Here is a 20,001-nt window from a genome sequence, read left to right as displayed (position 1 = left end):
GCCCTTGGCCGCTTTCTTCTTGCCGGCGCTGTCCCTGCGTGCCTTGCGCTCGGTGGTCGCCTGCACGGTTCGGTTCACGTCGGCGATCCGCTTTTCGGCATCGGCGAGGTCGTGCTCGGCAGCCGCCAGTTCCAGGGCTTTCCGCTCGCGATAGTGGCTCCAGTTGCCGCCGTAGCGGGTGGCGTCGAGCGTGGTCATCTCGACGATCGCATCGACCGTGTCGAGCAGTTCGCGGTCGTGGCTGACGACGATCGCCCCGCCCTTCCAGCCGGCGAGAAGCTCGATCACCGCCCGCCGGCCATCCCGGTCGAGATTGTTGGTCGGTTCGTCCAGGATCAGGAAATCCGGCTCGCGGAAGATCAGGGCCGCGAACCCGGCGCGGGTCCGCTCGCCGCCGGACAGCGTCGAAAGCAGAGTTTCGGCCGTCGCCGCGAGCCCGGCGCGTGCCAGGGCCTCGTTCATGCGGGCCTGCAGCATCCAGTCGGCATCGGCGAGCTCTTCCGCCGTCGCGCTGCCTCTTTCGGCACGGGCAAGCAGGGCGAGCGCGTCGCGCGTCCCGAACAGATCCGCGATCCCCTCGTCGGTCGCTACCTGCACGCTCTGGCGCAGCACTTCGAACGTACCGGAGACGGAGACCGTGCCGGACGCGGGCGAAAGCTCGCCACTGACGAGCTTCAGCAGCGTCGTCTTGCCGACGCCGTTGCGGCCGACAAGCCCGGTCCGTTCGGGACCGAAGCTGATATTCAGGTTTGAGAAGAGCGGCCGGCCGTCAGGCGTGGACCACGAAAGATTGGCAAGCGTAATGGAAGGCATGGACAGAATCCCCGATTGCAAGGCGAAGCGGCATTGCGATCTGGGCAGAATCCATGTTTGACCGTCCTGTTGGTGCTGCGATTGTGGCTATCTATGCAGCAAATGCGGAGGATTCAAGGGATAGGCGAGCGAGGGCGTCACGGATCTCGAAAGATTTGCCGCCGAGTGGTATCAATTTGTAATTGCTGGCAGCGTCAGCTACACGAAGTTTCACAAAGGCCGTCGGCTGACAAAGTTCGGATACATCTCGTCGTAATTCTCCATCGCATGATGTTCGAAATCGCGATGGAGGCTCCAATGAAACAGCGCTGGCTTATAACAGGAAGTTCGAGGGGCATCGGCCATGCACTGGTGCAAGCTGTTCTGGAGGCTGGTCATAAGGTCGTCGTAACAGCGCGCAGCATCGAGGGATTGTCCGATGTATCGGCACGCTTCGGGGATCGCGTCATTCTGTTCCCGCTCGACGTCACGGACCCCGTTGCCGCTGCTTCCGCTGTTCAGAAAGCCGTTGATGGATTTGGAGGTCTGGACGTTGTCGTGAATAACGCGGGCTACGGAACGGTAAACCGATTGAAGATGCGAGCCTCGAGGACTTTCGTCGCGAGATAGAGACGAACTTGTTCGGAACCATCACCGTTACGAAGGCGGCCATCCCGGTTCTGAGGCAACAGCGCAAAGGACACCTCATAAACCTCTCTTCCGTCGGAGGGCGCCTCGGTGCGCCGGGCCGGGCTGCCTATTCCACAGCCAAGTGGGGTGTCGAAGGCTTTTCCGAGGTTCTTGCGAAGGAAATGGCGCTGGTCGGCGTGAGAGTGACCATAATCGAACCGGGCGGCTTTCGAACGGATTTCGCAGGTGGATCGACTGTCTTGCACGATGGCCGGCCGGAATACGACGCCGTTGTTGGGACTGCCGCACGCCAACAGCGGGAATATAACGGCCGCCAACCTGGCGATCCTACTAGAGCAGCCCACGCCATTCTGCAGATCTCGCAGCTCGACGATCCGCCGCTTCGCCTCGCGCTTGGCACCGACGCAGTCAAGGCAATCCGAACCGCCAGCGAGACGCGACAAGCAGAGTTGGACGCCTGGGAAGCACTGAGCGTGTCTACCGACTTTGACGCTTCAGAGCTGCCGCAGTTGGTTCCAACCGGCCGCCCCATTTAACGTCCGGGCTGCGGAAACCATCGTCACTCTGTATCGCAATCAGGCGACGCTTCGTTCCAGAGTGGTGCTGCCACGACATAGTCGAGAGACACGTCACTCCTCATAACAATCGCTCTTACAATGAAAGGAAAAAACGTGCCTCTTCACCATCATATATTCGCCGTCCTTGCGACCGGTGCCCTCTTGCTGTCGGGGCAGGCCATGGCGGAGCAGAAACCCACCATTGTGCTCGTCCATGGCGCCTTCGCCGAATCGAGCAGTTGGAACGGCGTGGTTAAGGACCTCGAAGCGGACGGTTATTCTGTTGTCGGCGCCGCAAATCCGCTACGCGGGGTCAAGGCTGATGCGCAAACCGTCTCGTCACTGCTTTCCAGCATCCGCGGTCCGGTCGTTCTCGTCGGTCACTCCTACGGCGGTAGCGTGATCTCCGGAGCCGCGCTCGGCCACGACAACGTGAAAGCGCTGGTTTTTGTCTCTGCCTTTGCTCCGGAAGCCGGTGAAAGCGCGGCAGACCTGAGCGCGAAGTTTCCAGGCAGCACGCTTGCGCCGACGCTGGCGCCTCCCGTCGAACTGGCCGATGGCGGCCATGACCTCTACATCGATCAGGCGAAGTTCCACGAGCAGTTTGCGGCGGATGTACCGAAATCGGAGGCCAAGCTGATGGCAGCTAGTCAGCGGCCCATAGCGGAGGCCGCCCTCAAGGAACCGGCCGGAGCACCGGCCTGGAAGGACATACCCTCTTGGTTCGTCTATGGTGACGCCGACAAGAACATCCCCCCGGCCGTTCTGGCCTGGATGGCCGAGCGCGCAGGATCCAAGGAAACGGTCGTCGTCAAACGCGGCTCCCATGTGGTCATGGTTTCCCATTCTGATACCGTCGCCCGATTGATCGAAAAGGCGGCGGCTGAACACTGACCCATCTGGCGAGAAAAGCGGGAGTAAAGTTGCTATATCCGGCGAACGATCTGGACCACACCTAGAGTGCGGCGGCGGAATTGACGACAGCGGCGAGAGCATCGATCCCGCGCCTTGCCGCTACTCCGGCGCGGCTGTGCTTCCGCCAATCGGAAACACGTCCGCTCTCGACCCGTTGCGGTCATCCGGCTCCAAGTACCGAATGACAAAAAGGTACGTCGAGGCGGACGTTGGTTTCTGCCTTAGTCGGCTTCAAGCAGTCGCCCAGAAATTCGATGAAGCGTTGCGTCGTTGCCGAAGTAGACGCGTGTCGATGGCGGCGAAGACAGAGCGGCGACGATTTCCTCCGCCAGAAGCGCGATGCCTAACGTCGGTGTTGAGCCGGCGTTCTCAGCGCATCGGATGCAAGGAGACGCGAAGAGCGAGCAGGCGGTCGCATTACTCGGCGTCAGTTCAACTCGATACGTTCTCCCGTTGCCGCCGAGCGTTTTACCGCATCGACTACCCTCAAGGTTTCGAGCCCCTCACGCCCGCTGACAAGCGGCGGTTCGTCTCCGCGGATCACCTTGCAAAATTGCCTGATCTGCAGAACGAGCGGGTCCTCGTCGTCGACCTCGATACGCGTTTGGTCAAATGGTTGCCACCAACTCCGTTTACCAGGATTGCGCCAGACCTCGAGCGACGGAACAGCCAGCGACCCGTGCGTTCCTCCGATCATGTAACAGGATTGCTCGGTTTTGGGGTAAGCCGGATTCTCTCCGCTTGTCATCTCCCAGCTCCACGGTGCGACCACCGCGTCCGAGACTGTCGCAGTTCCCAAAACTCCATTCTTGAACTCGATCAGGATCACAGCCGTTTCCTCAACTGCGTTGCCGCGCACCGCGTTGGACTCGCGTGCCTGAACCGCAGCAACATCGCCGAAAAGGTAGCGCAGATTATCGACATCGTGGATGAGATTGAGGAAAACCGGCCCCGCACCGCGCTCACGACGCCACGAGATGTCGAAGTAGTCGTCGGGCTTGAATAGCCAGAACATCGCATTGACAACAAGAACGCGGCCGAGCTTCCCGCTTGCGATGGTTTCCTTTGCCTTCAGCATCACCGGATTGTGTCGGCGGTGATGGCCGGTCAAAAGAGGAACACCTTTTGCCTCAGCCGCTGCGATCAGCTTTTCCCCGGATATAATGTCGTCGGCGATAGGCTTCTCGATGAGTGCGGGAATGCCGGCTTCAACGGCTTCCAACCCGTTCTGGACGTGAGCCGGGTTGGGCGTAGCCACGATGATCCCATCAGGTCGGTCTGCGGCAATCATGTTCGCGAAGCTTGGAAACCACCTCACGCTGGCTTCCTTGGCAATGGTCTCGCCAACCGGCGCGGGATCGACCACGGCACTGAGTTGCGCCGAGGGCTCGGCCAGGACGTGCCGAATATGGCGCTTACCGATGAGGCCTGCCCCAACTACGGCCAGCTTAACCCGTTGGGTCATGGTCACCTCAGCCCTTGCCCGCCGCCTTGATCATTGTCGCCGCGCGCCGGATGCCAAGCTGGTATCCTTCTGTTCCAAGGCCGCAAATCACGCCGTCCGCGCGGTGCGAAACGAACGAATGGTGTCGGAAGCTTTCGCGCTTGTGCACATTGGAGATGTGGATCTCGATCACAGGCCCTTCAAATGTGTTCAGAGCGTCAAGGATGGCGAGTGAGGTATGGGTGAAGGCCGCCGGATTGATAACGATGCCCGCACCGTCCTCGCGCGCCTCATGAATCCAATCGATGATCTCGTACTCCCGGTTGCTCTGATGAAAGCGGATTTCATGGCCGAGTTCGGCTGCCAGTTTGCGGCAGTCCGCCTCTACGTCTGCGAGCGTTTCATGCCCGTAGATGTGCGGCTGGCGTTTGCCAAGCAGGTTGAGGTTTGGTCCATTGAGAACGTAGATCAGGCTCATAGCATAGTGTCCTTCTTGAGCACGTCGTCCTGGTCAGACGAATGCGATTGCTTGCACAGCAAAATCAGGGTCCGACTCGTAGAGATCTGCGCGCAAGCCGAGCCTTCCCGCTTCGAGAGCAGGCGCGGCGATCGCCCTCGCGGCGTCGAGAACGGCAGTGAGAAGCTTCTGCTTGGTCTCTGCAGTACGACCCGGTGCCATCCGCACGATGATTTGGATGAAATGGTTATCGACATGCTCATCGCCCACGCAGGAGTATGTCGCCTCCCGCGCAAGCGTGCGCACGGCGGAAGGCTTCACAAGGCCGCCATCGCGAACGCAGCGATGCACGGTCAGCGTGAGCCGGTCCATGGCTACATGCTCGCCTGCGCCCCGGCTATAATCGATGATGATATGCGGCATCTGGGATCTCCCCATCAAGCCGACAGGCGGCACAAGTCCATAAAGTGACGGGACATGCGCTCTGCGTCGGGTGCTATCCCGGTGAACAATTCGAAAGCCGCTGCTGCCTGGTAGACGGTCATGCCGCCGCCACGAAGGGTCCGGCAGCCTTTTCTTTCGGCGAGAGCAAGGAGCTCTGTGACGAGCGGCATATAGACGATGTCGGCGGCCCAATGCCGTGGCAGAAGCCAGTCCGCGTCAATCGGCAAACCAGGATGGCTCTTCATACCCGTCGGCGTCGCGTGGATGAGGCCGTCCGCGGAGCGCAGGGCGCTGCCGACATCCGTCGTGGCACGAGCACAATCCCTTGAGAACCGATCGTTCAACTGCCCAGCCAAGGTTTCTGCCCGTTTCGAATCCTGGTCAAAGATCGATAATCTCTCAATACCGAGCTTGATTGCGGCATGCGCCACGGCGACACCGGCGCCGCCGGCGCCAAGCAGCACGGCATGCGACTTCGCGACGTCCGGAAGGCCGCGCTGGAAATTCTCGTAGAAACCGTACCAATCAGTGTTGTGGCCGATCCTCTCGCCGTCACGAAAGACCACGCTGTTGACCGCACCGAGCATCTCCGCATCCTCGGAAAGGCGATTGAGGTGGGCGATCACCGTCTGCTTGCACGGATGTGTAATGTTGCTCCCGGCAAAACCGCACCGCTCTTCCTCATCGAGGAGGTCCGGCAGCGCCGAGGCGGGAAGGCCCCGCTCGGCGAGGTCGAGAAGCTCGTAGCGGTAATCGAGGCCCTGATGTCGAGCCTCCGTTTCGTGGAGCGCCGGGGACTTTGACATTTGGATGTCGGCACCGATCAGTCCCACGAGGAATTTCTTGTCGTGCATTGGCATCGCTTTCGGACGTCAGTGGTGGGCCAGGATTTCGCCGAGGAAGGTTTTCGTGCGTTGGTGCTTGGGGGACTTGAAGAAGATCTCCGGTTCGGCCTCTTCGACGATTTCTCCTGACGCCATGAAGATGACGCGATCAGCGACCTGGCGGGCAAAGCCCATTTCGTGCGTGACACAGATCATCGTCATGCCGTCACGGGCGAGCCCGATCATGGTGTCGAGCACTTCCTTCACCATTTCAGGATCGAGGGCAGAGGTTGGTTCGTCGAAGAGCATGACCTTCGGCTCCATGCAGAGCGCGCGAGCGATGGCAACGCGTTGTTGTTGTCCGCCGGATAGCTGCGCAGGATACTTTTCCGCCTGATCAAGGATTCGAACGCGCTCGAGATATTTTCGAGCCAGTCGCTCTGCGTCAGTGTGGCTTGTGCCTCGAACACGCATCGGGGCGAGTGTACAGTTCTGAAGTACGGTCATGTGGGGGAAGAGATTGAAGCTCTGGAAGACCATTCCCACTTCGCGACGTATCGCATCGACGGATTTGGTGCTTCCGTCCAGTACCTGACCCTCGACGACGATCTTGCCGTCCTCGATCGTTTCGAGGGCATTGATGCAGCGGATTAACGTCGATTTCCCGGAGCCTGACGGCCCGCAGAGGACGATTTTTTCGCCTTTGCGGACCGACAGACTGATGGATTTCAAGGCATGGAAAGCGCCGTACCACTTCTGCACGTCCTCAAGGGAAATCAGCGTCGGTTGATGGTTTGCGGAATTGAGCACGGAACCCTCCATTTGGGCTTTAATTGACGGTGAACGGGATGTTCGGAATGGATTCCGGGAACTGCGGCAGATCGATCGCCATCCACTTCTTCGTGATGGCGGCAAGCTCACCATTGGCCTTGATCTTCTCGATGAAGGCGTTGACGGCTTCGTTCCAGTCCTTCTCGCCGAGACGGGTCCCGACGCCGTTGTAGGTCGTCAGAAAGTCGATCTTGCTCTCATAGGTGCCGGCACTCGCCGCATCCAGACGCTGACCATAGAACTGGTTGCCGCCAACCGCCTTTACCTGTCCGGAGATCAGAGCCTGAATAGTTGCAGCGTCGTCATCAAAGCGGCGAACCGTTGCGGTGGATCCGACGGCGTCCGTTACTGCCTTATCCTGCGAACTGGACTTCGGAACGCCGATCTCCCATCCCGCAACGTCTTCAGGCTTCGTAACCGTGTCGGACTTCGCGGCATAAAGCGAAATCGTGTTAGCGGCGTAGGGCTTGCTGTATTGAATTGATTTCGCGCGTTCTTCCGTCATCGCCATCGTTGCGAACAGGATGTCGACTTTGCCGGTCGTAAGCGCCGGAATTCGGTTGGCAACGGCGAGCGGCTGGAACTGAACCTTCACGCCTAATTCCTTAGCAAAAAGGTTGGCGACGTCAGCGTCGAAGCCGTCCTGCACGCCGCTTGTGTTGACGAACCCCCATGGCGCATTGTCGCCCTGGATGCCGACCACAAGCGTGCCCTTTGCCTTGATTTCCTCCACATTTGCCGCAGAGGCGGCGGCAGCGCCAACGGTTGCGAAGGCAACGGTTGCCAGTGCAAGTCCGAGAAAATTCCTACGATTGTTATGCATGCTTTTTCTCCTCCTCAAGAGTTTTGCTTCGAGCGAAGCGGTTAGCGGGCAGCTTTCGCCATCCGTTTTTCGAGGCCGCTTCCGGCATGGGAGAGCGGCCAGCAAATGATGAAGTAGATTGCGCCGACGATCCCGAAGACGAGCAGCGGACGATAGGTCTGGTTTGAAATGATCTGGCCGGCGCGAGTGAGTTCAATGAAGCCGACGATTGCTGCCAGCGACGTGCCCTTGATGAGCTGGACAAGGAAGCCGATCGTGGCCGGCATCGAGATTTTCAGGGCCTGCGGCAGGATGACGTCTTTCATCCGCGAGACATAATGCAGACCGAGGGCGTTGGCGGCTTCCGTCTGGCCCTTCGGCACAGCCTCGATGGAGCCGCGCCAGATCTCTCCCAGGAAGGCACTGGCATGGAGCGTGAAGGCGATTGCGACCGCGATCCACGCGTTGACCTCGATGCCCAACAGCGCAACGCCGTAATAGACAACGAAGAGCTGCATCAGAAGGGGCGTGCCCTGGAAGACGCCGATATAGCCTGCGGTGATCGTCCGGGCGACTTTCGTCTTCGAGGTGCGCAGCAGCGCGATCAGGATTCCGAATATCCCCCCACCGATGAACCCCACGATCGCAAGCAGCACGGTCCACTTCAAACCCTGCATCAAAAAGAAGAATTCATTTTCGCCGATGGGTCCCATGGCTGCCTCCTATCGCGTCGGGTAGTTGAAGTAGTGGCGGGAAATGAGGGCAAAGAGGCCCATCATCAGCGTCGAGATAACCAGGTAGATAGCGGTCACCGTGAAATAGACTTCGAAGCTGCGGAAGGTGTCAGACTCAATTCGCTGAGCCGCCGAGGTCAGCTCGTAGGCGGCGATTGACGTGCAGACAGACGTTGTCAGTGTCAGCATGATGAACTGGCTTGTGAGCGAGGGATAAATCGCCCGCAGCGCCGGCTTGAGCACGATGAGCCGGAAGACGTCCGCCTTGTGCAGACCAAGTGCGAAACCTGCCTCGATCTGGCCGCGCGACACGCTCTCGACCCCGCCTCGGATGATCTCGATTGCGTACGCCCCACCATTGATGCCGAGGGCAATGACCGCCGTAACGGTCGGATTGAGGCGGATGCCCATGAGAGGAAGGGCAAAATATATGAAGAAGATCTGCACCAGGAATGGCGTATTACGCACGACCTCGACGAAGGCGATAACGAGAGTGCGCGTGATCTCGCTCTTGGAAGTCCTTGCAACAACGCCCAGGATTCCAATGACGAGTGCGAGGAGCATCCCAGCCAGCGCAAGGCCAAGCGTTCCAAGAGAACCCCATAGCAATTCCGGGGCGCGGTCGAGGACCGCACCGAAATCAAACGTATAAGTCATGTAAGACTTCCTCCCTCCGACCGGCGTACGCCGCGTCGGCGCCGGATCAATGATCCGGTTTCAAAATCCCCACTGCGCTGTCATGCAGATGTTTTAGATGTGCCTCCGGGTCCACCGGCCCGACGAGTGGCACTTCAACGGAGATAGCAGCGCCGTATTCGGTTGCCGCCCAGAGGTCCTTCAATGGCAATTCGCCTTCTCCAGGAGCGAGCCTGCCGCTTCTCGCCTCGGCGATCATTGCGTCCGATGTTTTGGGAGCAGGCCCGCGGACGTCGCAAAGCTGGACGTGTTTTACCTTCCCTGCATTTGCGCGAAGCTCGTCGATCGAGGCTCCATTTCGGAAGAAGTGAATCCCGTCAACAAGGATACCGGCGTTCTCTGCTCCGCAGGAATTCACGACCGCTACGCTGTCGCGAAAGGTTCTTACCGTCCGCCAGCCCATGTTTTCGACGTCGATTGACATGCCATATCGCGCCGCGAGGGCGCAAAACTCAGACAGGTTTGTGGCAAGACGGCCGCCGTCTCGATCATCGCCGCAAACACTCAGCCGGCGCGCCCCTATGTTTGCAGCGGCTGCCACAGTCGCCTCATGGGAGGCCGCAACGAAGTTCTCGTCGATCACGAAGAACTCGATATCGAACACCTTGATGCCTTCGCTATCGGCAACTGTCTTGAACTCCTGGGCACTCTGGCTGCCCACCGGCAACTCGTAGAAAGGGGCTCCGGGAAAGGCAGGGTGCAGACGCAGACCTATCGACGCAAAACCCGCCCGAGCAGCCATCACGGCGAATTCCTTGGGCGGCAGCGCGATGGATGAAAAATGCGCCACGCCCAGTTCAAGGCTCGGTCTTGGCGTCGCGACGGTCATCACAAGATCCCCTTTGTCGCGAGGTGATTGCGCAGATTGGTTCCCGTGCGGTGGATATGCTGACGCAACATATCGCACGCATAATCCAGATCCCGCGCGACGGCTCCCTGAGCAATCTCACTGTGCTCCTGGCTGACGTTGCGGTCACCCGACGTGCGGGTCAGAAACACCCGGCGATAACGGTCGTTGAGATTAAGAAGCAATCTGCAGAAATGGAGCAGGATCGGCTTCCCGCAGCCAGATATAAGTGTCAGATGAAATTCGCGGTGGAGCTCTTCCCAGCGCTCCAGTGTCTCTGGCCGAGCCGCGTCGCGCTCGGTGCGGTTAAGGCGATGCAACGCGCGCATGACGTTGCCCTCCCACTCCACATCGCCGAGCCGCATGGACTCGCGAAGCGCAAAGACTTCAAACTCTTCGCGCAGGGTGGTGATCTCTTCCAGATTGGCCAAGGAAATCGATGAAACGCGGTAGCCGCGATTGTCCTCGAACTCCACTAGACCGTCCGATATCAGCCGCGCCAACCCTTCACGCAGCGGACTGAGGCTTACGTTGAACGTCTTGCGCGCCTTGTCGAGATTGATCTTGCTGCCGGCCTGAAGCTCGCCGGAGATGATCGCCTCACGAAGACGGGATGCAAGCTGGCTCCCAATTGTGTTTTTGCCGTCGTCAAGAAAGCCAGAAGACGATGGAGCATCTTCTGTCGTCGGAGCAAATGCGCCGTCGTCATCCGGTACCATTGTTCCTCCCAAGGCTCCCCCGAACTAATTGTCGATGATCGATACAATAAACGATTATTCTTGTCAACTTGAGAGCGCTGAAATCTGCACAAAGTTAAGCCTCAGCTTGCTCCTCGTAAACGAATATATAATATAATCAACTGGTTGCATGCCGCCGTCCTGTTTCTTCTGGCTAATTGGCGCCGCGGGGATGTACGGCGGCCTTGACAGATAATCGATTATTTGGATAGTCGTGGAAATCGGGAGGTAGCCCACATGGTGATCAAAACGGAAAGCGATCTGACGCCAGCCGTCCTCGCTGTGATGAATCGCACTGAAGACCCCCGCCTGCGAGAAATCCTCGTGGCGATGGTCAAGCATCTTCATGCCTTCGTGCGCGAGGTTCGACTGACGGAGGTCGAGTTTCGGGAGGCGACAGCCATGCTGAATGAGATCGGGAAGCTGCATACTGATCACCACAACGAGTTTGTGCTGATGGCCGGTTCTCTTGGCGTGTCTTCACTTGTCTGCCTGCTGAACAATGGCGACAGAGGACAGACTGAGACCTCCCAGTCGTTGTTGGGACCATTCTGGCGCCTCAACTCTCCGCGAGTCGAAAATGGGGGGTCGATCATCCGATCGGAGACGCCGGGCACTCCCTTGTTCGTGCATGCCAAGGTCGTTGACCGCGACGGTAAGCCAATTGCCGGCGCCGAAGTGGATGTGTGGCATGCATCTCCCGTCGGTCTTTATGAAAACCAGGACCCGGACCAGGCCGAGATGAACTTGCGCGGCAAATTCATGACCGACGAGCAAGGTCGGTTCTGGTTCAGGACCGTCAAGATGGTCGGGTATCCGATACCGGTCGATGGCGTGGTCGGACGCCTGCTCAAAGCTCAGGGACGCCATCCGTACCGACCAGCGCACCTGCACGCACTGATCTTCAAGCCCGGATACAAGACGCTGATTTCCCAGGTCTTTGACCCCAGCGACCCGAACATCGACTCCGATGTTCAGTTCGGTGTCACGGCGGCGCTGACCGGCGACTTCATCCGCCATGAGGAGCCCCATCCGACCGAAACGGATATTCCTGGTCCATGGTTCTCGCTCGACTACACCTATGTCATGGAACCCGGCGAAGCAGTTTTGCCGCGTCCCCCGATCAAATAAATCACGATCAGCAGAGCAAACGAAATGATCACCGAAGAAGAACGCCGGGCCGCGGCAGACGCGCTGCTCAAAGCTGAAATCGAGCGCAAGCCGATCATACAGCCTAGCGAGACCTACCCGAACCTCGAACTCGAGGACGCCTACCGAATTCAGGCTTTGTGGGCGGAGGCGAGGGTAGCCAAGGGAGCACGGATCGTCGGGCATAAGATTGGCCTGACGTCACGCGCAATGCAGATGGCTTCGAAGATGACGGAGCCAGATTACGGCTGCATTCTTGACGATGCGCTTTACAACGACGGAGCGCAGATCAGGGCTGACTTGTTTATCAAGCCGCGCCTAGAGGTCGAGCTGGCCTTTGTTATGGGTGAGGATCTCGTCGGGCCCGGCACCAGGATCTATGACGTCATGCGTGCGACCGAGTTCGTTGTCCCGGCGCTCGAGATTATCGACTACCGGACCGAAGTCCCTCGAGCGATCACCGATACCATTGCGGACAACGCGGCTTTCGGCGCCCTCGTCGTTGGCGGCCGTATAATTCGCCCGATGGACATTGATATCCGTTGGGTCGGAGCGACTCTTTCCAAGAACGGCATCATCGAGGAGTCGGGCGTGTCGGCGGCGATCATGGGACATCCGGCAGCCGGCATCGCGTGGCTGGTCAACAAACTTCATGCTGTGGGCGGTGGCCTGAAGAAGGGACAAATAGTCCTGGCCGGCTCCTTCACGCGTCCTGTCGATATCGCGAAAGGTGATGTCATTCAGGCCGACTATGGCCCTGTTGGCTCCATCGGCGTGTCGTTCGTGTGAGGTGCTAGATGGAACATCCTGTCAATCGGTTCAAGCGGAAGCTCCTTGCTGGTCAAAGTCAGATCGGCCTGTGGTGTGGCCTGCCGGGAAGCTACGCCGCGGAAATCGTCGCGCCTTCAGGCTTCGATTGGCTCCTGTTCGACACGGAACATTCTCCGGGTGACGTTCTGACCGTCCTGCCACAATTGCAAGCGGTCGCACCATACGACGTTTCCCCAGTCGTCCGCCCGGCCATCAACGACCCCGTTCTCATCAAACGTTTCCTGGATATTGGCGTTCAGACACTGCTCATTCCCTACGTTCAGAACGCGGAAGAGGCGAAAGCCGCAGTCGCGGCGGTGCGATATCCTCCGGATGGAATCCGTGGTGTTTCTGCCCTGACGCGCGCCACTCGTTTCGGCAGAGTTGCGAACTATGCGCAAAATGCGGAACGGGAAATTTGCCTGTTGCTGCAAGTTGAGACGCGGGAAGCGCTTGGCAACCTCGAGTCGATTGCCTCGGTAAAGGGAGTGGATGGGGTATTCGTAGGACCGGCAGATCTAGCAGCGAGTTTCGGACACAGGGGCCAACCGAGCCACCCGGAAGTAGTCGATGCAATTGTCGACGCGATTGAACGCCTGAAAGCGTTGGGCAAGCCGGCTGGCATTCTTACCCCGGATGAGAAGTTCGCGGCACGGTGCATCTCACTGGGAACGCTATTTACTGCCGTTGGTGTCGATGTCGCTGTTCTGGCAAGGGGATCGGAAGCACTCGCGGCACGATTTGCATCGCAAGGAGCGTACCGCGATGCCGGAACGTGATGAACTCCTCACTGAAATCGCACCGACGGGAGTCATCAGAGCGGCGGTCAACATGTCGAATGCCACACTTGTCCAACTCGATCCAGTGACAGGCGTTCTAACAGGGCCGAGCGCGCAGATCGCGATCGCACTTGCGGCAGAACTCGACTGCAGTTTGTCGCTGGTTCGATATGAATCGGCGGCTGAAATTCTTGCGGCTGCCGAAGGCAACGAGTGGGACATTGCATTCATTGCTTCCGATCCATCACGTGCCGACAGGTTCTCCTTCTCGCCACCCTATACCACAGTGACCGCCACCTTTCTGGTGTCAGACAGTAGCCCGCTGCGCAGCGTGAGGCATGTCGACGTCCAAGGGGTGCGCATTGCCGCAGCCAGAATCGCTGCGTATACAAAGCAGCTTGAGCGACAGATTAGAAATGCAATCCTCCTCCATACCGAAAATCCCGCCTCCGCCCTGGACATGCTTGTATCCTCCCAGTGCGATGCGGCTGCGGGCTTGACCGAGTCCCTGTCACGTTTCTGCGAAGAGAATCCAGATTTCCGCCTTGTTGAGGGGACATTCTTGAAAGTGCCTCAGGCGATCGCTGTGCATCGGAGGTGCGTTCACGCTTCAACCTTCCTGTCGGACTTCATCCAGCAGCATTGCAGTGCGGGTAAGCCGAGCAATTGAAGCAGTTGGCGGGACACGCGAGGGAGCCACCGCAGTCCACCCTGGTGAGACTTACAGGAACAAGCAGAATCGACCCAAAGCCGGCATAGCCGGTCGTGGGCGCAATGCGGTCTTTAACGGCGCCCAACCAGACAATCCGTATTGTCATCATTAGCGAGCAGACGCCGCGTGGCGGAACGAGATCACTCATCTGCAAGCGCCTGACGTCAGCTACGCGACCAGTCCACCACCCTCCGTCGGATCTCATCCATGGCGGTCAGAGTGGGTCCGGCCCGGACAGTCGTCCCGCCTGGCCGTGCGAAGGATGCCGGCAACGACCTTGCCGTCCCTTTCATGAAGCTTGACGTCCAGGTGGCCGCTCGGGTGCTCAATCGAAAGCACCACCGGCGGTTCGCGCGTGCCGACGAGAAAGGAAGCAACGGTGCCTTCATTGATGCAGGCGGTGGCAATCCCCACGGCCCCGGTCGTCGCCAGCGAAGGGTGACATTGATGCGGCATGAAATAGCGCACGTTGACATCCCCTCCTGACCTCGGTCGGGAAATGAGCACGGGCTTCGGGGTCACCTGGTTCCGAACGTCGCCGAGGCCCATCCGTTCTCCGGCAGCGATGCGCAGCTTCTCCAAACGGTCAAGCAGCGTCTTATCGGCATTGAGCTGGGCTGTCGTCTCGAAGCCGCTTGCGCCGATCGCGCCAGCCTCGACCAACATCATCGGCATGGCGCAATCGATGCATGTGACAGCTACACCGTCGATCGAATCGATAGGCCTGCCGGTGGGGAAGAGCTGTCCGGTACGAGCCCCCGCTGCGTCCATGAAGGTCAGCGCGATCGGCGCTGCGCTGCCCGGTACACCGTCGATCGCCGCTTCGCCGAGATAGGAGACGTTGCCATTCGGCGTGGGAACGTCGGCTTCGATCATCTTGCCGGTGTTGACGTTGTGGATTCGGACGAGAGTCGTTTCGCCGCGGGCCGGAACGAGACCCGCCTCGATGGCGAAAGGGCCGACCGCAGCAAGCATGTTGCCGCAGTTCGGTGAGGTGTCGACGATCCGTTGATCGACCCGCACCTGGGCAAAAAGGTAGTCCACGTCAGCACCAGGGACGGTGGCAGGTCCGACGATGGCCACCTTGCTCGTGACCGGATTGCCGCCACCGATGCCGTCAATCTGCAATGGATGGCCCGAACCCATGACGGACAGCAGGATCTTGTCCCGCTCGCTGGCATCTGCAGGAAGGTCGCTCGCCAGGAAGAACGGACCTTTCGAGGTGCCGCCTCTCATCAAGACGCAAGGGATCGCCAGCAGGTCGTTCATCGCTTGTGCTTCCATCGGAATTATGTCATCGCCGTATCAATCGGCCTGTTTGATCCAATTATCGGAAATACGGTTGATTGGTGAAATGCTAAGAATCGTGTAATTGATGCACAATGAACATTAATTGCGAGATCCTAGATCTTCGAGCTTTTCTAAGCGTGGTAGAGCTGGAGAGCTTTCATCGCGCTGCCGAGGCGCTGCACCTGTCGCAGCCGGCGCTGAGCCGCCGGATTCAGAAGCTCGAACAGACGATCGGAGCGCCCCTCCTGGAGCGAACGACGAGGCATGTGTCGGCGACGGCCCTCGGGACAGAACTCATTCCTCTTGTCCGACGCATGTTGGAGGAATTCGACGGTTCCTTGTTCGCCGTCCGTGACGTTGGTACCAATCGAGGCGGTCTGGTAACGATCGCCTGCCTCCCGACCGCAGCATTCTACTTCCTGCCGACCGTCATTCGCCAGTTCAACGAAGAGTATCCCAATATCCGCTTTCGCATCCTCGACCTGCCGGCGACCGACGGCCTCCAGGCCGTGGCACGCGGCGAGGTGGAGTTCGGCATAAATATCATGGGCACATCGGATCCGGACTTGATCTTCGACCGGCTTGTGGAAGACCCTTTCGTGCTGGCAGCGCGCAGGGATCATCCCCTCGCCGCCAGGCCCTCGGTCGGCTGGGCGGAGCTTGAACCCTATCACCTGATTACCGTTCATCGTTCAAGCGGCAACAGAACCTTGCTGGACGCGGCCCTGGCTAAATCCAACATCAAGTTGCGGTGGTTCTACGAGGTAACCCATCTGTCCACCTCGCTCGGTTTAGTGGAGGCGGGCCTCGGAATATCGGTCTTACCACGAATGGCGACCCCGCAAGATGACCATCCATTCTTGATTACACGCCCCATTCGCGATCCCGAGATATCACGCACGATCGGCGTGGTCCGCCGCCGGGGCGGCATCTTATCGCCGGCAGCGGAGAGATTTCTCAAGATGCTGATGGGAGCGTGGGGAAGTGTTTGAAGGATCTCCACGAGGATGGCTCGCCAAACCCGGTTAGCGTGTCTGGGCTCACCGAAGTGCCTTGGGTCTGCGCCGCATTCGCCGAGGCTGCTCGCGGCCGGTTGTCTCGAGGGTTTGCGGGTTCGAGGCCTGTTTGGCGCTATTAAGCCGTTCGGCCGAACCGCGCCAAACGGTTATTTTCCACCCTGCTGCTGCTTAATCTGTACCGGAATGATCGACCCGTTGCAGACCTAGACAGCGCTACGTATGCTGATGGCGGCAAGACGGTCTGACATCTATCAAGGAGGGCGGGTGCATCGGGGCTGCCGTCGCCCAAGCTTTCAATTGTTTCCGCCCGGCCCGATCGAAAGAGAAGAGGAAAAGGGCGGCTTTCGCCGCCCGCTCAGCTTTATAGGAGGGCGCAAGGACCCGTCACATCTTTTTGCGTGGATCGTCCTGCGGATTGACGTAATCGAGAGCCCATGGACCAACGGTGTTGATCTGAACCACCGTTTCTTCGTCCGTATAGACGTAGTGGTTCATTCCAGGAGGCAGCGAAATGAAGCTGCCTGCAGGCAAAGCCTCGGCCTTGCTTTGATCAGCGGTTTCTCCCATGCCGAGTTTGAACGTGCCAGAGATTACGGTGACATTTTCATCCACTGGATGCGAGTGCGGAGGGACGTGATAACCGGCTGGTACTTTGATGCGGAGCGCGAACTGACCTTCCTTGGTCGGATCACCAAAGAGTACCGCGGCCTGGGCGCCCTTCGGAAGGACCGGCGGAGCTGGCCCCCATTGGATATTGTCCGGCGAAACGAGAACATGCTTTTCTCCCGCTTGGGCTGGAACCACGAATAGGCTGGCCGCCAGCGCAGCAGTACCAATCATGAATGCCTGCGCGATTTTCATGACAAATCTCCCGTCTGAGGTGGCTGCCCCCAGTGAACCGCCGGGAGCAGTCCAAAAAAATTCTACGCCTGCATATTGTGGCGAACAATACAAAGCGTCTGGACAAATCGAAAATACGCCCCCCAGCTTTCGGCCATGGGCAGATTCCTGGATGGGAAGGTGGCGCTGATAAAACGCACCCCGCTTCGGGTTCTTTCGGAGCCGATCTCGCACGCGGGGGCCTACGGCTCCCTCTGTGGGCGACGATCATGTGAATGTCCGAAGTGGAGGAGCGGCTCGAACGTCAGTCAATTGGTGCACCCTACTCGTTCTGATCAACGACGCGAACGACCGCTCTCCACCCATTCCCGACGGTTACTGCCAGACCGATGGACCGGCGGCCCTTCGAAAGCCCGGCTCTGAATCCCCTGCCTTTATGAGAATCGAACAATCGACCCTCTCATTGCGAGTACTACGACAACGTCTCAAATGCGCAATAAAGTCATATCGTCGGGGCGTGGGAATGCGTCCTAGTTTCGACGAATGTATGACGCGGTAACCCTCGGCGAGGGCGTCGATGAAGGCCGGGTCCCAGGTGTCGATCGTTCCCCGAAGCCGGGTGAACATGATGATCGGGTCGCCGGACCCGACCTCCCGGTAACCGAGCCTAACGCCTCCGACCTCGACGTATTTCGTCTCGGCGGTTGAGGCGGTGTCTTTGGCGAGGACGTCGAACGGCAGCCAGACGAGAAGTATGAATAATGCGATTGCGTATCTCATTGCTTCGTTCCTTGCAGGTTGGGCGGAGGCGGAGCTCGCGTCGACGGGCTATGAGAAATGGGGGCGGACCGGGAGGGCGGAACAGTCCGCCCCACGGGTGTCGTGCGCGGCGGGTCGCGTCGATCCGACACCAAAGGGCGTTACAGGGAAGCTGGTACGATGCCATCGCTGCCCCCGCACAGGACACGTCAAGCGGCTTTGATGATATGCAGCGGCGTGACGTTCGAAGTGCCGGACCGTGCATGACGCAGCGCCCAATCGAGTGCGTAATCTGCGACCTCTCCCCAACCGGGATCAATACAGGTCCAGTGGGAACGATCCTCGAAAATTTTGATGGCGGTCTGTGACGCTGCCCGCTTCTGCTTGTCATAGATCGCCTTCGTCATGCTGGCGTCGGCGATCAGGTCCAGGCCACCGCCGATGAGGAGCAACGGTGCACGGTTGGGATTGTCCCAGCGAATCTTGCCGACCGAGGTCAGGATGCCGTCCCAGTAGACCTTGCCTGCCGTCGGCACGATGTAGCGATCGTAATAGTAGTCGACCTTCTCCGGCGGCAGTGTGTTCGCGAAGCGCTTGGCGAAGAACTTGCGCGACATATGCATGACGCGGCCCCAACTACCCCACGATCCGAGCACCGGAAACGCCGAGACGATGGCATGGATGCCGAGCCTGACGCCCGTGGTCGGCGCGGGATCGATTGCGACGCCGGCAACCCCGAGGCCGCGGTCGAGCAGGACCTGCGTGAAGACGCCCCCGGCGGAATGGCCGATCAAAATCGGCTGCTCCGGCAACTTGCGGATTTCGGCCTCGAGATGGTCGACAATGCCCTTCACGCCGACATCCTTGAGCTTGGGGTGCGGATTGGCGCGGAGATCAGCCGGGTCGCGGTCGTCATACGGCCAATTGGGCGCAATTACCGTGTAGCCCTTCGCTTCGTAGCGGGCCTTGAAGGCCTCCCAGCTCTTCGCGTTGAGCCAGGCCCCGTGAATAAGCATGATGGTCTTGGTCATTGGAGCTCTCCATCTTGACGGTTGGAATTTGCCGCCTCAGCTCTGGAAGAAGGCCAGCAGGTCAGGATTGACGACATCCGGGTGGGTCGTGCACAGGCCGTGCGGCAGACCCGGATAGGTCTTCAGCGTTCCGTTCTTAAGCAACTTGACGGAGAGCGGCGCGGAGTCGGCGTAAGGCACGATCTGGTCGTCGTCGCCATGCATCACCAGGACCGGCAGATCGATGTTCTTGAGGTCTTCCGTGAAGTCGGTCTCCGAGAAGGCCTTGATGCAGTCGTAATGGGCTTTGGCTCCGCCCATCATGCCCTGCCGCCACCAATTCTGAATGACGCCTTCGGGTGCTTGGGCACCGGGACGGTTGTAACCGTAGAAGGGTCCGGCCGGCACGTCGCGGAAGAACTGGGCGCGGTTTGCGATCAGCGCGGCACGGAATCCGTCGAACACTTCGATAGGCATGCCGCCCGGGTTCTTTTCGGACTTCACCATGATCGGCGGTACGGCTCCGATGATTACGGCCTTCGAGACGCGGCCGGGCTTGGCGCGGGCGACATAGTGGACGACTTCGCCGCCGCCGGTTGAATGGCCGACATGGATCGCGTCTTTGAGGTCGAGCTTCTCGGCGAGTTCGGCAACGTCGGCCGCATAGGTGTCCATCTCGTTTCCGGTGTCGGTCTGCGTCGAGCGACCATGGCCCCGGCGGTCATGGGCGATGACGCGGAAACCCTTCCCGAAGAAGAACATCATCTGGTTGTCCCAGTCGTCGGCCGACAGAGGCCAGCCATGATGAAAGACGATCGCCTGGGCGTCCTTCGGGCCCCAGTCCTTGTAGAAGATTTCGGTTCCGTCGGTCGTGGTGATGTAGCCCATCGTCATATTCCCCT

The 20,001-nt window shown here is 59.3% G+C and carries 22 protein-coding genes and 1 pseudogene; 7 read left to right on the top strand and 16 right to left on the bottom strand.

The genetic code is table 11. The features are described 5' to 3' along the window. A partial coding sequence (locus tag QN219_RS27840; protein ID WP_284003488.1) for an ATP-binding cassette domain-containing protein occupies positions 1 to 813 on the bottom strand: 813 nt, incomplete at its 3' end. A 297-nt stretch (positions 814 to 1,110) separates the two neighbouring features. On the opposite strand from QN219_RS27840, the pseudogene QN219_RS27835 reads away from it, so the two are divergent. Together QN219_RS27835 and QN219_RS27830 are read left to right on the top strand one after the other, a co-directional pair. Further along, a pseudogene (locus QN219_RS27835) lies at positions 1,111 to 1,979 on the top strand (oxidoreductase). Positions 1,980 to 2,180: 201 nt separating this feature from the next. Next, positions 2,181 to 2,894: an alpha/beta hydrolase gene (locus QN219_RS27830; RefSeq protein WP_284003498.1), complete on the top strand. Its 714-nt coding sequence runs from the start codon at positions 2,181 to 2,183 to the stop codon at positions 2,892 to 2,894. Positions 2,895 to 3,342: 448 nt separating this feature from the next. On the opposite strand, the gene QN219_RS27825 is transcribed toward QN219_RS27830, so the two are convergent. Genes QN219_RS27825 through QN219_RS27780 form a run of 10 tightly spaced genes read right to left on the bottom strand, consistent with a single transcriptional unit; the run spans position 3,343 to position 10,713 of the window. Next, positions 3,343 to 4,380, bottom strand: coding sequence for a Gfo/Idh/MocA family oxidoreductase (locus QN219_RS27825; RefSeq protein ID WP_284003496.1), 1,038 nt, complete (start codon positions 4,378 to 4,380; stop codon positions 3,343 to 3,345). A gap of 7 nt (positions 4,381 to 4,387) precedes the next feature. Then, entirely contained in the window at positions 4,388 to 4,837 is a 450-nt protein-coding gene (gene aroQ / locus QN219_RS27820) for a type II 3-dehydroquinate dehydratase (RefSeq protein WP_037390108.1), read from the bottom strand. 33 nt (positions 4,838 to 4,870) lie between these two features. Then, the gene (locus QN219_RS27815; RefSeq protein ID WP_015886723.1) at positions 4,871 to 5,239 is read right to left on the bottom strand and encodes a 5-carboxymethyl-2-hydroxymuconate Delta-isomerase; all 369 of its coding nucleotides are present in this window, start codon (positions 5,237 to 5,239) and stop codon (positions 4,871 to 4,873) included. A gap of 14 nt (positions 5,240 to 5,253) precedes the next feature. Beyond that, positions 5,254 to 6,114, bottom strand: coding sequence for a shikimate dehydrogenase (locus QN219_RS27810; RefSeq protein WP_284003485.1), 861 nt, complete (start codon positions 6,112 to 6,114; stop codon positions 5,254 to 5,256). An 18-nt stretch (positions 6,115 to 6,132) separates the two neighbouring features. Further along, positions 6,133 to 6,906, bottom strand: a complete 774-nt coding sequence (locus QN219_RS27805; RefSeq protein ID WP_284003482.1) for an amino acid ABC transporter ATP-binding protein — start codon at positions 6,904 to 6,906, stop codon at positions 6,133 to 6,135. Positions 6,907 to 6,913: 7 nt separating this feature from the next. Further along, positions 6,914 to 7,738 carry a transporter substrate-binding domain-containing protein gene (locus tag QN219_RS27800; RefSeq protein WP_284003480.1) on the bottom strand — a complete coding sequence of 275 codons (825 nt, stop codon included), beginning with the start codon at positions 7,736 to 7,738 and terminating at the stop codon, positions 6,914 to 6,916. Positions 7,739 to 7,779: 41 nt separating this feature from the next. Next, entirely contained in the window at positions 7,780 to 8,430 is a 651-nt protein-coding gene (locus QN219_RS27795; RefSeq protein WP_026622290.1) for an amino acid ABC transporter permease, read from the bottom strand. 9 nt (positions 8,431 to 8,439) lie between these two features. After that, complete coding sequence (locus tag QN219_RS27790; protein ID WP_284003476.1) at positions 8,440 to 9,108, bottom strand: amino acid ABC transporter permease; 669 nt, start codon at positions 9,106 to 9,108, stop codon at positions 8,440 to 8,442. Between the two features lie 46 nt (positions 9,109 to 9,154). Then, entirely contained in the window at positions 9,155 to 9,976 is an 822-nt protein-coding gene (locus QN219_RS27785) for a sugar phosphate isomerase/epimerase (protein ID WP_284003474.1), read from the bottom strand. Next, positions 9,976 to 10,713 carry a GntR family transcriptional regulator gene (locus QN219_RS27780; protein WP_284003472.1) on the bottom strand — a complete coding sequence of 246 codons (738 nt, stop codon included), beginning with the start codon at positions 10,711 to 10,713 and terminating at the stop codon, positions 9,976 to 9,978. The genes QN219_RS27785 and QN219_RS27780 overlap by 1 nt, the downstream gene beginning before the upstream one ends. Before the next feature lie 255 nt (positions 10,714 to 10,968). Between QN219_RS27780 and QN219_RS27775 the strand changes: the two genes are divergently transcribed. From QN219_RS27775 to QN219_RS27760, 4 genes are read left to right on the top strand one after another with little or no spacing between them, the layout of a single operon-like run. Beyond that, a complete protein-coding gene (locus tag QN219_RS27775) occupies positions 10,969 to 11,862 on the top strand; it encodes an intradiol ring-cleavage dioxygenase (RefSeq protein ID WP_284003471.1) in 894 nt (297 codons plus the stop codon). Positions 11,863 to 11,886: 24 nt separating this feature from the next. Then, the gene (locus tag QN219_RS27770; protein WP_018237596.1) at positions 11,887 to 12,669 is read left to right on the top strand and encodes a fumarylacetoacetate hydrolase family protein; all 783 of its coding nucleotides are present in this window, start codon (positions 11,887 to 11,889) and stop codon (positions 12,667 to 12,669) included. Between the two features lie 8 nt (positions 12,670 to 12,677). Beyond that, positions 12,678 to 13,469: a 4-hydroxy-2-oxoheptanedioate aldolase gene (hpaI, locus tag QN219_RS27765; RefSeq protein WP_284003467.1), complete on the top strand. Its 792-nt coding sequence runs from the start codon at positions 12,678 to 12,680 to the stop codon at positions 13,467 to 13,469. After that, positions 13,456 to 14,139: a transporter substrate-binding domain-containing protein gene (locus QN219_RS27760; protein ID WP_284003466.1), complete on the top strand. Its 684-nt coding sequence runs from the start codon at positions 13,456 to 13,458 to the stop codon at positions 14,137 to 14,139. The genes hpaI and QN219_RS27760 overlap by 14 nt, the downstream gene beginning before the upstream one ends. A gap of 243 nt (positions 14,140 to 14,382) precedes the next feature. Here the strand turns inward: QN219_RS27760 and QN219_RS27755 are convergent, their stop codons facing one another. After that, the gene (locus QN219_RS27755; protein ID WP_284003464.1) at positions 14,383 to 15,450 is read right to left on the bottom strand and encodes a 4-oxalomesaconate tautomerase; all 1,068 of its coding nucleotides are present in this window, start codon (positions 15,448 to 15,450) and stop codon (positions 14,383 to 14,385) included. A 113-nt stretch (positions 15,451 to 15,563) separates the two neighbouring features. On the opposite strand from QN219_RS27755, the gene QN219_RS27750 reads away from it, so the two are divergent. Next, a complete protein-coding gene (locus QN219_RS27750) occupies positions 15,564 to 16,463 on the top strand; it encodes a LysR family transcriptional regulator (protein WP_284003462.1) in 900 nt (299 codons plus the stop codon). 411 nt (positions 16,464 to 16,874) lie between these two features. Here the strand turns inward: QN219_RS27750 and QN219_RS27745 are convergent, their stop codons facing one another. From QN219_RS27745 to QN219_RS27730, 4 genes are all read right to left on the bottom strand, one after another. Further along, positions 16,875 to 17,351, bottom strand: coding sequence for a cupin domain-containing protein (locus QN219_RS27745; RefSeq protein ID WP_284003461.1), 477 nt, complete (start codon positions 17,349 to 17,351; stop codon positions 16,875 to 16,877). 354 nt (positions 17,352 to 17,705) lie between these two features. Next, positions 17,706 to 18,110 carry a hypothetical protein gene (locus tag QN219_RS27740; protein ID WP_284003460.1) on the bottom strand — a complete coding sequence of 135 codons (405 nt, stop codon included), beginning with the start codon at positions 18,108 to 18,110 and terminating at the stop codon, positions 17,706 to 17,708. Positions 18,111 to 18,298: 188 nt separating this feature from the next. Continuing rightward, a complete protein-coding gene (locus QN219_RS27735) occupies positions 18,299 to 19,120 on the bottom strand; it encodes an alpha/beta hydrolase (protein WP_284003458.1) in 822 nt (273 codons plus the stop codon). Positions 19,121 to 19,156: 36 nt separating this feature from the next. Further along, on the bottom strand, positions 19,157 to 19,987 hold the full coding sequence (locus QN219_RS27730; protein ID WP_284003494.1) for an alpha/beta hydrolase: 831 nt from the start codon (positions 19,985 to 19,987) through the stop codon (positions 19,157 to 19,159). Positions 19,988 to 20,001 lie beyond the last annotated feature (14 nt).

The organism is Sinorhizobium sp. 8-89 (assembly GCF_030124325.1).
Lineage (GTDB): Bacteria > Pseudomonadota > Alphaproteobacteria > Rhizobiales > Rhizobiaceae > Sinorhizobium.
Note: the sequence above shows the minus strand (reverse complement) of the source record. Positions and strands in the feature narration are given on the sequence as shown.